The sequence below is a fragment of the Acidovorax sp. GW821-FHT10E03 genome (assembly GCF_059415205.1).
On record NZ_JBWKMU010000010.1, the window covers coordinates 162,172 to 178,054 of the forward strand.

Genomic DNA, 15,883 nt, shown 5'->3' on the forward strand with positions numbered 1-15,883 from the left:
TCAAGCACCTCGGCAGGCCCCGGCCCGGCAGGCTGCCGATCACCCGCCGCCGACAGCCCACACGGCGCCTTGTCCGATACGCAGCCCCACGGGCTGGTGATCGAATGGCCGCATGACGACACGCTCCACGCCCCACGCTCTTCCCCCCGCCGCTGCCGCGGCTGCGGCGCCGCAGCCGCGCACTGGCCAGGCCTCCGCGCCTCTGGACCGCGCGGCCTTCCGCGAGCGGTTCCTGCAGGACTTCCAGGACCCGCGCTTCGCCAGCGAGGCGGCCGACGCCATCGACCGCATCGAGGCCATCGCCTGGCGCAACTACGACGAGGGCCGCAAGGCGCCGCGCACCCGCAAGGCCGGCCCGGGCCATGCCGACCCCGGCTACGAACTCTCGCTGGACTGGCTGGACGCCAAGGCCAGGATCGACGCCGCGCGCACCCGCTGGGCCGACCCGGCCTCGCCGCCGCGCGCCCTGCTCGTGTGCGGCTCGGCCCGCAACGATGGCACCTGCCCCGGCGAAATCTCCAAGAGCTGGCGCCTGCTGCACACGGCGCGCGAGGCCCTGGCGGACGCCGGGGTCGAGGTGGACACGCTGGACCTGAGCCGCGTCACCTCGGACTACGGGCGCCACATCCACCCCTGCAAGGGCTGTGTCTCCACCGCCATGCCGCTGTGCCACTTTCCGTGCAGCTGCTACCCCAACCACGCCATGCGCCAGACCGGCGACTGGATGAACGAGATCTACGAGCGCTGGACCGCCGCGCACGGCGTGATGATCCTCACCCCCGTGTACTGGTACCAGGCACCGAGCCCCCTCAAGCTCATGATCGACCGCCTGGTGTGCGCCGACGGCGGCAACCCCGACCCCACCAGCACCCACGGCAAGAAGGCCGCCGAAGCCAAGGCGCTGGAACTGGCGGGCTGGGACTACCCCAAGCACCTGGCCGGGCGCGCCTATGCGCTGGCGGTGCACGGCGACGTGGCGGGCATTGAGAGCACGCGGCGCGGCCTGTCGGACTGGCTGGACTGGATGGGCCTCATCGACGCCGGCCCCGCCGCGCGGCTGGACCGCTACATCGGCTACTACGAAAGCTACGCCGACAGCCATGCCGCGCTGGACCGGGACACCGCCGTGCAGGACGAGGTGCGCGGCGCCGCCCAGGCGCTGGCCGTGGCCATCACCGCGCTGCGCGCCGGCCGCCTGGTGCAGCCCGACGCAGGCGTGCGCAGGCCACGGCCCAAATAGGATTCGGTCAAAATTCCGCCGTGGCGCTTGTCCATATTGCGCAAGCAGCTATATTTTCAATAGCAAACAAAGGGGAATTCCCCGGGGGGCTTGACCTTGCCATGATGTGAAGGTTTACGCTGCAGGTGTTCAAGCACTTTATCGGCACAGGAGGCCGCCATGACATCCACTTCCCCGATCTCTTCCCCGTCGCCTTCTCCTTCTTCTTCTTCCACGCAGCTCTTCACCGTGCAGGGCATGACCTGCGGCCACTGCGAGCGTGCCGTCACGCAGGCCGTGCGAGGGGTGGACCCGGATGCCACCGTGCGCATCGACCGCGGCACGGGGCGCGTGGAAGTGGGCAACACCGACGCGGACCGCGCGGCCCTGGCCAGCGCCATCGCCGAAGAAGGCTACGCGGTCGCGCCATGACGGCCACCCCCGGCGCACCGGCCCGCCACCGCGCAGAGCCCGCGCTGCCGGGCCGGCCGCTGTCCATCGGAGAAGCGGCGCGCAGCGCGGGCATCTCGGCCCGCATGGTGCGCCACTACGAGTCGCTGGGCCTGCTGGCCGCCGTGGCCCGCACCGACAGCGGCTACCGGCAGTACACCGAGGCCGACGTGCACACCCTGCACTTCATCCGCAGAAGCCGCGACCTGGGCTTCTCGATGGAAGAGATCGCCGAGCTGCTCGCCCTGTGGCACGACCGCAGCCGCGCCAGCAGCCAGGTCAAGCGCATCGCCCAGGCGCGCATCGACGACCTGAGCGAGCGCATTGCCTCGATGCAGGCCATGCAACGCAGCCTGCAGACGCTGGTGTCGTGTTGCAAGGGGAACGAGCGGCCGGATTGTCCGATCCTGGATGACCTGGCGGGTGCGGCGGGCGGTTGACTCCGTTTTTGATAGCTGCTGGCGCCTATCAGGCAAGCGCTACAGGCCAAAAACAGCACAAAACAGCCCAGACAGGCAGCGCCTGACCATGGCAGACTCGCCGCTTTACTTTCCTTGGCTGCGCGCGCTACCCCATGCTTACCGGTGAATTGAGAAACAAGGTCGATCAGGTCTGGAACGCATTCTGGTCCGGCGGCATCGCCAACCCCATCGAAGTCATCGAGCAGATCACCTACCTGCTCTTCCTGCGCGCGCTCGACAGCGACCAGACCCGCGAAGACAACAAGGCCCTGCGCCTCAAGACAGCGCCGGTGCGCATCATCCCCGAGGGATTCGACCCCAACGGCAGGCCATTGGAAAACATGCGCTGGTCGCGCTTCAAGAACATGGCGCCCGCCGACATGTTCGACGTGCTCAGCAACCAGGTCTTCCCCTTCCTGCGCGGCCTGCAGATGTCGGGCGGCCCTGCGGCTGAAACTGCCTTTGCGCACCACATGCGCGATGCGCGTTTCACCATACCCACACCCGGTCTTCTGGCCAAGGTGGTGGACCTGCTCGACACCATCCCCCTGGACGACCGCGACACCAAGGGCGACCTGTACGAGTACATGCTCGGCAAGATCGCATCCGCCGGGCAAAACGGCCAGTTCCGCACGCCGCGCCACATCATCGATTTGATGGTGGCGCTCACCGCCCCCACGCCCCAGGACACCATCTGCGACCCCGCATCGGGTACCTGCGGATTCTTGGTGGCCGCAGGCGAATACCTGCGCCGCACCTACCCCGACATGCTGCGCGTACCCGCGCAGAACAAGCACTTCCACAGCGGCATGTTCCACGGGTACGACTTCGACAACACCATGCTGCGCATCGGCAGCATGAACATGGTGCTGCACGGCGTGGAACACCCCGCCATCGAATACCGCGACTCGCTCGCCGAAGGCGCAGCGGGCGATGCCGAGGCCTACAGCCTCATCCTGGCCAACCCGCCTTTTGCGGGCAGCCTGGACTACGAAAACACCGCCAAAGACCTGCTGCAAACCGTCAAGACCAAGAAGACCGAACTGCTCTTCATGGCACTGTTCCTGCGCCTGCTCAAGACCGGCGGGCGTGCAGCGGTGATCGTGCCCGACGGCGTGCTCTTCGGCAGCAGCAAGGCCCACAAAGAACTGCGCCGCAAGCTGGTGGAAGAGCAAAAGCTCGACGCTGTCATCAGCCTGCCCGGCGGCGTGTTCAAGCCCTACGCGGGCGTCAGCACCGCCATCCTGCTCTTCACCAAAACCATGAGCGGCGGCACCGACCACGTGTGGTTCTACGACATGCAGGCCGACGGCTGGAGCCTGGATGACAAGCGCCAGCCCCTGCTGGATGCAAGCCTTTTGGGCCTGCAGCGCTTTGTGGACGGGCGCAGCCAGCTATCAGAAGCAGAGCACGCCAAAAACAACCTGCCTGACGTGCTGGAGCGGTGGCGCTCCCTCCAAACCGTTCGGGCTGAGCCTGTCGAAGCCGGGCGGCAATCCCACCCCTCCCCTGAACTCACCCGCCCCCGCACCGCCCAGAGCTTCTGCGTGCCCAAGGCCGACATTGAGGCCAATGGATATGACCTGAGCATCAACCGGTACAAGGAAGTGGTGCATGCACAGGTGCAGCACCGGGCGCCAGGGGAGATCTTGGCGGAGCTGCGGGCGCTGGAGGATGAGATTGCGCGGGGGATGGAGGTGTTGGAGGGGATGTTGAAGTGAGTGCGGTAACCGCGAAATGGGCGCTCACTCGTCTGGGTGACATATGCGAATTCAAGTACGGCAAAAGCCTGCCTGAAGCTGCGCGTGCAGGTGGAGACGTTTCTGTATTTGGTTCAAATGGGGTTGTTGGGGTTCACAACTCCGCAATAACCGAAGGCCCGACCATCGTCATTGGGCGCAAAGGCTCGCACGGGGAAGTCAATTTCTCCCAAGCCTCCTGCTGGCCTATCGACACCACTTACTACGTGGATCGCAGCGCAACCAAAGCAGATATTCGGTGGCTCTTCCATCGCCTGTGCCGTGCTGGTTTGAATCAAATGAACAGGGCTGCTGCTGTTCCTGGATTGAATCGTGAAGATGCTTATCGGGTCGAAATACTGCTCCCTCCGCTGGAAGAACAACGCCGCATCGCCGCCATCCTCGACCAAGCCGAAACCCTCCGAACCCAACGCCGCACCGCCCTGGCCCTGCTCGACAGCCTCACCCAGTCCCTCTTTCTCGATATGTTTGGGGACCCGGTGGCGAATGACCGAGGTTGGCCCAAGGTGACAGTGAACGACTTCGTTGCAGGCTTTGAGAGTGGGAAAAGCCTTGTCGCAGATGATGAGGAAGATTCAGCCTCGAAATATCGAGTGCTAAAGGTCAGCGCTGTCACATCTCTTGAGTACAAGCCAGAACAAAGCAAGGCTGTGCCAACGGACTACGCCCCTCCGCAATCCCACATCGTGCGCGCCGGGGATTTATTGTTCAGTCGCGCCAACACCAGTGAATTGATTGGAGCCACTGCATACGTTGATGAGACGCCGGATAACCTGTTGCTACCGGACAAACTGTGGCGCTTTGTCTGGCACACCCCATCTAAAGCCGCTCCGCTATATGTAATGCATCTTTTCAGACAACCCAAATTCCGGCAGGAGATCGGGCAGCGCGCAAGTGGAACCAGCGGATCAATGAAGAACATTTCGCAGGAAAAGGTGCTCTCTATCCAAGTTGGGAATCCCCCCCTCCCCCTCCAACAAACCTTCGCCACCCGCATCGCCTCCATCGAAGCCCTCAAAGCCACCCACCGCCGCGCCCTGGCCGCGCTGGATGCACTGTTTGCCTCGCTGCAGCAGCAGGCCTTCAGTGGTGAGTTGACTCTGGCTGCCCCACGCTCTCCGGCCCAAAGCCTTGAGCAATTGCAGCAATTGCAGCAATTGCAAGCGTCCATTGGCCTAGAAGCATTGATCTTCATTGCCAAGCGCATGCCCGATGGCGATCTCTACAACACCCTCAAGGCGATCTATTTTGCGGACAGGCACCATCTGGAGCACCACGGGCGCCAGATTTACAACGAGACCTATTGCGCACTACCCCATGGCCCGGTCCCTCAGTCGGCTTACGACGCCACGCGGGTGCTCATTGGCGAACGGATGTTCAGCGACTTTGACGACGACGCCATGCGTGCCGCCCTGCGCCGCAATGACAAGAAACTCACGGCCCTGCGTGATGCCGATTTCAGCAAGCTCAGCCGGTCAGTGGTGGAGAGCCTGGAATGGGCCGTCCGTTACTGCAGCGACATGAAGTTTGGGCAGACCAAGACGGCATCGCACGACAGCGCCTACGAGCGCACCCCCAAGAACGAGACGATCCCGTTGCAATACATCATCGACACGTTGCCGCCTGAAGCCCTTCAGCGCCACTGGAATCTCTAAGCTCCACCGTCCTGCTCACACCATGCCCACCTCCCTCACCCAGCTTCAACAATGGCTGCTTGAACCCGAAGGCCAGCGCCTGGAATTCAAGGAGGCCAAGCAGAACTACCACTTTGACACGCTGGTCAAGTACTGCGTGGCCCTGGCCAACGAGGGCGGTGGCACCATGGTGCTGGGCGTGACGGACAAGCGGCCCCGGCGCATTGTGGGCACCCAGGCTTTCGACGAGCCGGGCCGCACCGAGGCGGGCCTGCACCAGCGGCTGGGGCACCGCATTCCGGTGGAAGAGCTGTTGCTGCCCGAAGGGCGCGTGGTGATCGTTCACGTTCCGCCACGCTTGCCAGGCACGGCGTGGGAGATTGATGGCCGCTACTTCAAGCGCGCGGGTGACGACCTGGCAGCCCTGAGCGGCCAGGAGTTGAGGGAGATGTTTGCCGAAACAGGCCCCGACTTTTCGGCCCAGCCTTGCCCCGGTGCCTCGCTGGACGACTTGGAGCCCGAGTCCATCGCCCTGTTCCGCGAGCGCTGGGCCCAAAAGACCGGCGACCCGCGCAGGCGCGAGCTAAGCGACCTGCAAACGCTGCGCGATACCGAGTTGCTGGTAGACGGCGACCAGGTGAGCTACGCGGCACTCATCCTGTTTGGCACGCGCGCGGGCCTCACGCGGTGGCTGGCGCAGGCCGAGCTGGTGTTCGAGTACCGCTCATCCGAAGCCGCTGGCCCGGCGGCCGACCGCGAGGAATACCGCGCGGGCTTTTTTGCCTGGCAGGACGCACTGTGGAAAAAGATCAACCTGCGCAACGACCGGCAGAGCTACCAGGACGATTTCTTCCGCATGGACTTGCCCACCTTTGACGAGGTGCCCGTGCGCGAGGCCTTACTGAACGCGGTAGCCCACCGCGACTACCGCCTGGGCGGCTCGATCTTTGTGCGCCAATTTGCCAAGCGGCTGGAGGTGGTGAGCCCCGGCGGCCTGCCTCCCGGCATCACACCCGAGAACATCATTGACCAGCAATACCCACGCAATCGCCGCCTGGCCGAGGCATTGGGGCGCTGCGGGCTGATCGAACGCTCGGGCCAGGGCCTGAACCTGATGATGGAAAGCGCCGTGCGCCAGGGCAAGCCGCTGCCCAGCTTTGCAGGCACGGCTGCGCATGAGGTACGGCTGACACTGGAGGGCGGCGTGCGCAACCCAGCGTTTGTGAGGTTCATGGAGCGGCTGGGGGAGGAGACGCTGCGCAGTTTTTCAACCCTCGACTTCCTTGCGTTGGAATGCCTGCAACAAGGCCGCACTTTGGCGCCCGCGTTGCAGGACCGCCTGCCAGCACTGGCAGAGGTGGGTGCCGTAGAAGTCATGGGCCGGGGCAAGACCGCCAAATACATGCTGGCAGCCGCCTTGTATGCGACGCTGGGCAGCAAAGGTACCTACACCCGCAAACGCGGCTTGGACCACGGCACTAACAAGGCTTTGCTGCTACAACATCTCAAAGACCAGGGAAAAGCGGGTGCGCCGCTGAGCGAGTTCCGCCAAGTGCTGCCGTCCCTGCCGATGAAAGCGGTGCAAAAGCTGCTGGACGAGTTGCGCAATGAAGGGTTGATCAACGTTCTGGGCCAGCGGCGCTGGGCCCGTTGGTATCTGGCCCATGCCGCAGTCTTTGACCCAAAGGGCAATACCTAGAGGTAAAGGAATGCTTTACACCGTAGAAATTTCCATATAAATCAATAGCTTATAAAACCCAAACCATTCCAAAAATCACGATAGCGGTTAAACAGTCTGTTTAAACCAGGCCATCACCGGTAACGCCCCACCCAAAAACGCCACCTTCCTCGCGCAGCAAAGGCAACGCTTTGACGACATCCAACTTCAGCTTTCTGCAGTCTGATTGGCCCGACCTGCTGGCCGAAGCCCGCCGCGCCGAGACCGCCGCCCACACAGACCCCCGCACCGCGTGCTTCTATGCCCGCCGCGCACTGGAACTGGCCGTGGCCTGGTTGTATCAGGCTGAATGCGGCCGGGGAGGCAGCCTGCGCATGCCGTACAAGGCGGATTTGTCGGCTTTCCTGTTCGAGCCCAGTTTTCAGCAACTGGTGGGGCCGACGGTGCACACCAAAATGGATGTGATCCGCCGACTGGGCAACCAGGCTGTGCACCATGCCCGCCCGGTGCCACCGCAAGATGCGCTCAATGCATTGCGCGAGCTGTTCCATGTGGCGTTCTGGCTGGCGCAGCACTATGCGCGCCGCGTGGGTGACCGGCCTGCGGCAGGCCTGCAGTTTCGCGCAGAACTGCTGCCCCGCCCCGCCACCGCCAACATCGCCGCTGAACAGGCTGCCAGCCGCGCAGCCCAGGCTGCGGCACAAGAGGCACTGGCCAAGCAGGCCCTGGCCTTGGCCGAACGCGATACAGCCCTGCGCGAAGCCGCCGCCCGCAATGCCGAACTGGATGCGGAACTGGCCCGCTACCGCGCGGAGATCGCCGCCGCCAAGGCCGCCAACGCCGCGCAGCCCGCCACAGCGCACGACTACAACGAGGCCGCCACGCGCGACCTGTTCATCGACCTGCTGCTCAAGGAAGCGGGTTGGGCACTGGACCAGCCACGCGACCGCGAGTTTGAAGTGCAGGGCATGCCCAACAACGCTGGAGGTGAAGGCAAGGGCTTTGTGGACTATGTGCTGTGGAGCGGCGAAGTGCCGCTGGCCATTGTCGAAGCCAAGCGCACCCGTCGCAGTGCCAACGAAGGTCAACAACAGGCCCGCCTGTATGCCGATTGCCTGTCAAAGCAGTACGGCCACCGCCCCGTGATCTATGGCACCAACGGCTACGAGCACTGGATGTGGGATGACCTGGCCAGCCCATCACGCCCAGTGCAAGGCTTTCACACCAAGGACGAACTGGAGCTGATGGCCCAGCGCCGCACCACGCGCAAGCCGCTGGCCGACTTGCCTATTGCGGCGGGCATTGTGGAGCGCCATTACCAGCAGCGTGCTATTCGCCGCATTGCCGAAACGTTTGAGCGCGACCAGCACCGCAAGGCATTGGTGGTGATGGCCACCGGTGCGGGCAAGACCCGCACGGTGATCGCACTGGTGGACCTGTTGATGCGTGCCAATTGGGCCAAGCGCGTGCTGTTCCTGGCGGACCGCGTGGCGCTGGTCAACCAGGCCGTGAACGCCTTCAAGGCCCACCTGCCCGACGCAGCCCCCGTAAACCTGGTGACCGACCGCGCCACAGAGGGGCGGGTCTACATGTCGACCTACCCCACGATGATGGGGCTCATCAACGAAGGCGCCAATGCAGGCGCGGGCGGCAAGCGCCGCTTCGGCGTGGGCCACTTCGATCTGATCGTGGTGGACGAGGCGCACCGCTCCATCTACCAGAAGTACCGCGCCATCTTCAGCTACTTCGATGCGCTGCTGGTGGGCCTGACGGCCACGCCCAAGGATGAGATCGACCGCAACACGTACAGCCTTTTCGGCCTGGAAAGCGGCGTGCCCACCGATGCCTACGGGCTGGACGATGCCATTGCCGAGGGCTATCTGGCCCCGCCACGGGCAGTGTCGGTCCCGCTGAAGTTCCAGCGCCAAGGTATCCGGTACGACGAGCTGAGCGACGACGAGAAAGAGCAGTGGGATGCGCTGGAATGGGATGAAGAAGGCGGCGACGCACCCGATGAAGTGAGCGCCGAAGCCGTCAACAAATGGCTGTTCAACACCGACACGGTGGACAAGATGCTCGGCCTGCTGATGGACAAGGGCCACAAGGTGGCGGGCGGCGACCGCCTGGGCAAGACCATCATCTTTGCCAAGAACCAGAAGCACTCCGAGTTCATCCAGCAGCGCTTTGATCTGAGCTACCCGGAATACCGGGGCCAGTTCGCTCGCACCATCACGTTCAAGACTGAATACGCCCAGTCGCTCATCGACGACTTCTCGCAAAAAGACCGCATGCCGCACATCGCCATCTCGGTGGACATGCTGGACACAGGGATTGATGTGCCGGAGGTGGTAAACCTCGTGTTCTTCAAGATCGTGCGCTCCAAGGCCAAGTTCTGGCAGATGGTGGGGCGTGGCACGCGGCTGTGCAAAGAGCTGTATGGCCCGGGGCAGGACAAGAAGGACTTCTTCATTTTTGACTTCTGCCAGAACCTTGAATTCTTCAGCCAGGACCTGGAAGGCAGCGAAGGTGCCGTGGCACAGCCGCTATCGCAGCGGCTGTTCAACGCGCGCCTGGAGTTGATCGGCTTGCTGGACCAGCGCCAGCAGTTGAGCGGCGTGGCCGAAGAGGCGCAGCAGTCCTTCGTGCTGACCGAACCCGTCATCCGCCACGACACCGCCGCGCTGCTGCACAGCATGGTGGCGGGCATGTCGCTCAACAACTTCGTGGTGCGCCCCCAGCGCCGCTGGGTCGAAACGTGGGCTCAGCCTGATGCATGGAAACGGCCCACGACTGAGCAGTTGGCCGAGGTGGCCACACACCTGTCCGGTCTGCCCACGGCTGTGCGCGATGACGATGAGGATGCCAAGCGCTTTGATGCCCTGCTGCTGAACACGCAACTGGCGCTACTGCGCAGCGAACCTTCGTTGCCCCGCCTGCAATCCAAGGTGCAGCAACTGGCCGACAGCCTGCTGGAACTGGCCAATGTACCCAGCGTGCGCGAGCATCTGCTGCTGATCGAAGCCATTGCGGGTGATGAGTGGTGGCTGGACGTGACGCTGACCATGCTGGAGCAGGCGCGGCGCAAGCTGCGCAGTCTCATCAAGCTCATTGAAAAGAGTGGCCGCAATGTGGTCTATACCAACTTCGAAGACGACATCGGCGAGACAACCGAAGTCGCCTTGCCATTGGTCGCCAGTGCAGTGGATTTCGAGCGTTTCCGCGCCAAGGCCAAAGTCTTCCTGCGCGCGCATGAAGACCGGCTGGCACTGCACAAGCTGCGCCGCAACCAGCCCCTGACCGCTGCCGATTTACAGGAGTTGGAAGCCCTGCTGCACGAGGCGGGCGGTACCGACAGTGACATCCAGCGCGCCGTTGCGCTGCACACCAGCCTGCAGGTGTTTGTGCGTTCCTTGGTCGGCCTGGACAGGGAGGCAGCCATGGCCGCATTTGCCAACCTGATTGCGGAAGGTACTGCCAGTGCCAGTCAACTGCAGTTCGTGGAAGAGATTGTGCAGCACCTGACGGAGCATGGCGCCATGCCCGCGTCACGGTTGTATGAGTCGCCGTTCACCGATATTCACGCCCAGGGGCCCGATGGTGTATTTGACACAGGCAAAGTGGAGCAACTGTTCCAAGCGCTGCATGGGCTGGAACTGCAGCAAGCAGCTGCCTGATCGTCTCACCTCCTGAATTTGACCTAGTTGAAACGCAAAAAGCGTATCAGTCCGCCTTGCGTACGATTTTCACCGCAACCTTTTTTGCAGGTGCTGCATTGCGCTTACGTGCGGACTTGGCTAGTGCGGGCTTCGCCGGCAAGGCAGAAGCTAACGCCGTGCTCTCCGCGCGGCGCAGCACCCCCTGGCACAGCGTTTCGATGCACTGCCCCGCCACCTGCTCGGCCGTGTACTCGCCGCCGGGCTGGTACCAGCGCCCGATCCAGCTGAGCGCGCCCGCGATCACGAAGGCCGTCATCTTCGGGTCGCAAGGCTGCAGCGATCCTTCCTCCACCCCCTCGGCCACGAGGCGGCGGAATTCCTGGTCGATGGCGGACTTCAGGCGGCGCAGCTCCTTGCGGCTCTCCGGCGGCAGCTGCTCGTCGCCCACGCGGATCAGGCACTTGCCGAAGTCCATGGTGACGATGCGCGCATACACCTGCATGCAGGTCATGAGCTGGTCGATGGCCTTGCCCCCGGCCGCGCGCGAGGCATCGATGCCCTCGAGCATCATCTCCAGGCCCTTGCTCACGCACTGCAGCAGGATCTCGTCCTTGTTCTTCACGTAGTAGTACAGCGTGGGCTTGGTCACGTTCAGCCGCGCGGCGATGTCGTCGAGCGAGGTGGCGTGAAAGCCGCGTTCGTTGAACAACTGCGCGGCCGCCTGCAGCACGGCATTGCGCTTGGCCTCGCGCTGCTGTTCGCGGTGGGACGCGGGCGCCCAGGGAGACGCAGGCGGGCGGTCGGCACTGCGGGGGGGCGACACGGTGGGGCTGGGCATGGCGGGCTGGTTCCTCGGGAAAGTACGGATGCTGGTTTGGCGCGGGGCCTTCCAGAATCTACTCACGAGTAAACAGTTTACGCACAAGTAGGAAATTTCTGCAGGCCCGCAGGAATTTTCTGGTCAGCACAAACCCGCATTAGAAAGCCAATGGAGACACACCCACCCGGCATTCCCCCCGCCAGCGCGCCGCCCCTGCTGCAGGTCGATGGTGTCACGCTGGCCTTCGGCGGGGTCAAGGCGCTCACCGGCGTGGGCTTTGGCGTGCAGGCCGGCTCCATCACCGCCGTGATCGGGCCCAACGGTGCGGGCAAGACCTCGCTGTTCAACACCATCTCGGGCTTCTACCGCCCGGGCAGCGGCGCCATCCGTTTCAAGGGCCAGGACATCACGCGGGTGCCGGCACCGCAGCGCGCCCGGCTGGGCCTGGGGCGCAGCTTCCAGAACATCGCGCTGTTTCGCGGCATGACGGTGCTCGACAACATCAAGCTCGGGCGGCATGCGCACCTCAAGACCAATGTGCTCGACGCGCTGCTCTACGTGGGCCGCGCACGCCGCGAAGAGGCCGCCCTGCGTGCCGACATCGAGGAGCGCATCATCGACTTCCTGGAGATCGACCACATCCGCCATGCGCCCGTCTCGGCCCTGCCCTACGGCCTGCAAAAGCGCGTGGAGATGGCCCGTGCCCTGGCCATGCAGCCCGAGGTACTGATGCTCGACGAGCCCGTGGCCGGCATGAACCGCGAGGAGACCGAGGACATGGCGCGCTTCATCCTCGACGTGCGCGCCGAGTGGGGTGTCACCGTGCTCATGGTCGAGCACGACATGGGCATGGTGATGGACCTGTCGGACCACGTGGTGGTGCTCAACTTCGGCCAGGTCATCGCCCAGGGCACGCCGGGGGAGGTGCAGGCCAACCCCGAGGTGATCCGCGCCTACCTGGGCTCGGGCGACGTGGGCGACCTGCGGGCCCGCCTGCATGCCGGTGCTGCGACGCCACTGCAGGGGGTTGCATGATGGACTGGGCCTACCTGTTCGAAATCAGCCTCACCGGCATTGCCGGCGGTGGCCTCTATGCGCTGGCGGCGCTGGCCTTCGTGATGGTCTACAAGGCCACGCGCGTGGTGAACATCGCCATCGGCGAGATGCTCATGGTCGGCGCCTACCTGTTCTTCACCTTCGCCGCCACCTTCGCGCTGCCGCTGTGGCTGGCCATTCCGGCGGCGGTGCTCGGCTCGGGCCTCTTGGGCGCGGTGATCGAGCGCACCATGATCCGCCCGCTGCTGGGCGAGCCGCCGATCTCCGTCTTCATGGTCACCGTGGGTTTGGCCTCGGTGCTCGTGGGCCTGGTGGAGATGATCTGGACGGCCGATCAGCGCCGCCTGCCCGAGTTCATGCCGACCAAGCCGATCATGATCGGCGAGGCCTTCCTCGCACCCAAGGTGTTCTGGGGCGCCATGATCGCCGTGGCCTTCATCGCCGCGGTGCTGCTGGTGTTCCGCTTCTGGCGCGGCGGCGTGGCCCTGCGCGCCACGGCCAGCGACCAGGCCGCCGCCTACTCGGTGGGCATCAACGTGCCGCGCGTGTTCTCGCTGGCCTGGGTGGTCTCGGCCATGATCGCCGCGGTCTCCGGGATCATCGTCGGCTCCATCGGCGGCATCTCGTCGAGCATGGGCGTGTTCGGCCTGTCGGTGCTGGTGGTGGTCATCGTGGGCGGGCTCGACAGCGTGCTCGGCGCCCTCGTCGGCGGCCTGCTCATCGGCCTCATCGAAGCGCTGGCTGGCGCCTACCTGGGCGGCGAGTACAAGCTGCTGGCCACCTTCATCGTGCTCGTGGCCGTGCTGCTGGTGCGACCCTATGGCCTGTTCGGCACGCACGAAATAGAACGTCTGTAAGGCACGCCATGCGCATCGGAACCCTCAAGGAAAGCTACATCGCCGACGCGGCGCTGTTCGACTCGCCCACGCAGAAGGTGTGGCTCGCCGTGGTCGCCGCACTGCTGCTGCTCTTCCCCTTCATGGCCAGCGACTACTGGCTGTACCTGGCCTGCCTGGTCAGCATCAACGTCGCCAGCGCCACCGGCCTGAACATCCTCACGGGCTACACGGGCCTGGTGAGCCTGGGGCAGGCGGCCTTCATGGGCCTCGGGGCCTATACCGTGGCCGTGCTGGAGACGCGCGCGGGCACGCCCTTTCTGCTCAACCTGCTGGCCGGCGGCTTCGTGGCCATGCTGGGTGGCATCGTCGTGGGCATCCCCTCGCTGCGTGTCAAGGGCCTGTACCTGGCCATCGCCACCATCGCGGCGTCGTTCATCGCGCACTTCATCTTCGCCAACTGGAAGTTCACGGGCGGCACCGGCGGCCTGAGCGTGCCGCCGGCCAAGCTGTTCGGCCTGCCGCTCGATACCTCGTTCCGCCTGTACTGGGTGATCGTGCCGGTCACCGTGCTCATGCTGCTGGGCGCGGCCAACCTGTTTCGCACGCGCGTGGGCCGCGCCTTCATCGCCATCCGCGATCGCGACATCTCGGCCGAGGTGCTGGGCATACCGCTGCTGCGCTACAAGCTGCTGTCGTTCGGGCTGTCCTCGTTCTACGCGGGCGTGGCAGGCGGCCTGTGGGCCTACTTCTTTCGCGTGGTCACACCCGAGAGCTTTCCGCTGCTCATGTCCATCTTCTTCCTGGCGGCCATCATCGTCGGCGGCATGGGCTCCATCCTGGGCGGCATCCTGGGCGCAGTGTTCATGACCATGGTGCCCGAGCTGCTCAAGCTGGTGGTCGCCCTGCTGCCCGGCGGCAACGAGCTCACGGTGTTCCTCTCGCCCGTACGCACCGTGATCTTTGGCCTGCTGATCATCGGATTTCTGGTGTTCGAGCCACAGGGGCTCGCAGAAGTGTGGCGGCGCATTCGCCGCTTTTTCCATCTGTGGCCGTTCCGCAATTGAGAGAGCCGCCACAGCCCATAAAACCATGAAGGAGACAAGCACCATGCCCACCACCACCACCAACGCATCCCCCATGTCACAGCGCCGCCGCACCCTGCTGCTCGCTGCGGGCGCCACGCTGGCCGCACCGCTCACCGCCACTGCGCAGGCCAGCGGCGAAGACATCGTCATCGGCGGCTCCATCCCACTCACGGGCGTGTTCGCGTTCGCGGGCGTGGGCATCAACGCCGGCATCGGCGACTACGTGAAGATGGTCAACGACGCGGGTGGCATCAAGGGCCGCAAGCTCAGGTACGTGCCCGAGGACACGGGCTACAAGGTCGACGTCTCGGTCGCCGCCTACAAGAAGATCACCAGCCAGAACAAGGTGAACCTCTACTACGGCGACTCCACGGGCTTTGCCAAGACCATCAACCCCGAGCTCGACCGCGCGGGCACCACGCTGATGGCCGGTGCCTCGTTCGCCAGCGAGCTCAACGATCCGAAGAAGTACCCGAACCAGTTCCTCGTGGGCCCGGACTACACCGAGATGTTCGGCATCCTGCTCAAGCACATCGCCAAGGAAAAGCCCGGTGCCAAGGTGGCCTTCGTGTACTCGGACTCCGAATTCGGCCGCGACCCGATCGACAAGAGCGAGGCCACCGCCAAGGCGCTCGGCCTGTCGGTGCCCGTCAAGATCATGACGCCCGCGGGCAGCGTGGACGTCTCGGGCGAGGTCATCAAGCTGCGCCGCGCCGCGCCCGACTACACCATCTTCCACGGCTACATCCTCGCGCCCATCCCCGAGTTCATCACCCAGGGCAAGCAGCAGGGCATGACCAGCAAGTGGATGGGCACCTTCTGGACCATGGACAGCTCCACCGTGATGAAGATGGGCGAGGCCGCCGACGGCTTCATGGGTGTGATGCCCTACCGCTACTACTACGACACCGAGAAGGCGCCCATGCTGGAGAAGATCCGCGCGCTGCGCCCCGAGTACCAGAGCACGGCCTACATCCAGGGCTTTCTCGCCGCCATGCTGTTCACCGAATCGGCCAAGCGCTGCCTGGACGCGGGCAAGCCGCTCGACGGCAAGAACCTCAAGGCCGCGCTCAATTCCATCAAGGACTTCGACACCGGTGGCCTGATCGGCGTGCCGATCACCATCAGCGGCAACTCCATCCCCGTGGGGCGCGTGTACCGCGCGGACATGAAGGCACAGAAGATGGTCGCGGCCTCCGACTGGATCAAACTGTGACCAGCCTGC

The 15,883-nt window shown here is 64.5% G+C and carries 12 protein-coding genes; 11 read left to right on the plus strand and 1 reads right to left on the minus strand.

What is annotated here, in order from left to right:
* Positions 1-112: 112 nt before the first annotated feature.
* The 7 genes from AC07OD_RS18880 to AC07OD_RS18910 all read left to right on the plus strand — a co-directional run bounded on the left by AC07OD_RS18880 (position 113) and on the right by AC07OD_RS18910 (position 10,876).
* Positions 113-1,240, plus strand: coding sequence for a flavodoxin family protein (locus tag AC07OD_RS18880; RefSeq protein ID WP_494597723.1), 1,128 nt, complete (start codon positions 113-115; stop codon positions 1,238-1,240).
* A 237-nt stretch (positions 1,241-1,477) separates the two neighbouring features.
* Positions 1,478-1,651 (plus strand): heavy-metal-associated domain-containing protein, encoded by a 174-nt coding sequence (locus tag AC07OD_RS18885; RefSeq protein WP_492246188.1) that lies wholly within the window; start codon positions 1,478-1,480, stop codon positions 1,649-1,651.
* Positions 1,648-2,109, plus strand: a complete 462-nt coding sequence (cueR, locus tag AC07OD_RS18890; protein WP_494597724.1) for a Cu(I)-responsive transcriptional regulator — start codon at positions 1,648-1,650, stop codon at positions 2,107-2,109. Before AC07OD_RS18885 ends, cueR begins: the two co-directional genes overlap by 4 nt.
* A 134-nt stretch (positions 2,110-2,243) precedes the next feature.
* Positions 2,244-3,851 (plus strand): type I restriction-modification system subunit M, encoded by a 1,608-nt coding sequence (locus AC07OD_RS18895; RefSeq protein ID WP_494597725.1) that lies wholly within the window; start codon positions 2,244-2,246, stop codon positions 3,849-3,851.
* A complete protein-coding gene (locus tag AC07OD_RS18900; protein ID WP_494597726.1) occupies positions 3,848-5,545 on the plus strand; it encodes a restriction endonuclease subunit S in 1,698 nt (565 codons plus the stop codon). Before AC07OD_RS18895 ends, AC07OD_RS18900 begins: the two co-directional genes overlap by 4 nt.
* A 22-nt stretch (positions 5,546-5,567) precedes the next feature.
* On the plus strand, positions 5,568-7,223 hold the full coding sequence (locus tag AC07OD_RS18905; protein ID WP_494597727.1) for an RNA/DNA-binding domain-containing protein: 1,656 nt from the start codon (positions 5,568-5,570) through the stop codon (positions 7,221-7,223).
* A 170-nt stretch (positions 7,224-7,393) separates the two neighbouring features.
* The gene (locus AC07OD_RS18910; RefSeq protein WP_494597728.1) at positions 7,394-10,876 is read left to right on the plus strand and encodes a DEAD/DEAH box helicase family protein; all 3,483 of its coding nucleotides are present in this window, start codon (positions 7,394-7,396) and stop codon (positions 10,874-10,876) included.
* 46 nt (positions 10,877-10,922) lie between these two features.
* Here the strand turns inward: AC07OD_RS18910 and AC07OD_RS18915 are convergent, their stop codons facing one another.
* Positions 10,923-11,696 (minus strand): TetR/AcrR family transcriptional regulator, encoded by a 774-nt coding sequence (locus AC07OD_RS18915; RefSeq protein WP_494597729.1) that lies wholly within the window; start codon positions 11,694-11,696, stop codon positions 10,923-10,925.
* 150 nt (positions 11,697-11,846) lie between these two features.
* On the opposite strand from AC07OD_RS18915, the gene AC07OD_RS18920 reads away from it, so the two are divergent.
* The 4 genes from AC07OD_RS18920 to AC07OD_RS18935 are packed head-to-tail and all read left to right on the plus strand — an operon-like array spanning position 11,847 to position 15,874.
* Positions 11,847-12,713, plus strand: a complete 867-nt coding sequence (locus AC07OD_RS18920; protein ID WP_369640958.1) for an ABC transporter ATP-binding protein — start codon at positions 11,847-11,849, stop codon at positions 12,711-12,713.
* Positions 12,710-13,591 (plus strand): branched-chain amino acid ABC transporter permease, encoded by an 882-nt coding sequence (locus AC07OD_RS18925; protein ID WP_494597730.1) that lies wholly within the window; start codon positions 12,710-12,712, stop codon positions 13,589-13,591. The genes AC07OD_RS18920 and AC07OD_RS18925 overlap by 4 nt, the downstream gene beginning before the upstream one ends.
* A gap of 8 nt (positions 13,592-13,599) precedes the next feature.
* Positions 13,600-14,637: a branched-chain amino acid ABC transporter permease gene (locus AC07OD_RS18930; RefSeq protein ID WP_494597731.1), complete on the plus strand. Its 1,038-nt coding sequence runs from the start codon at positions 13,600-13,602 to the stop codon at positions 14,635-14,637.
* 43 nt (positions 14,638-14,680) lie between these two features.
* Positions 14,681-15,874 carry an ABC transporter substrate-binding protein gene (locus AC07OD_RS18935; RefSeq protein WP_494597732.1) on the plus strand — a complete coding sequence of 398 codons (1,194 nt, stop codon included), beginning with the start codon at positions 14,681-14,683 and terminating at the stop codon, positions 15,872-15,874.
* The last annotated feature ends 9 nt before the right edge of the window (positions 15,875-15,883 follow it).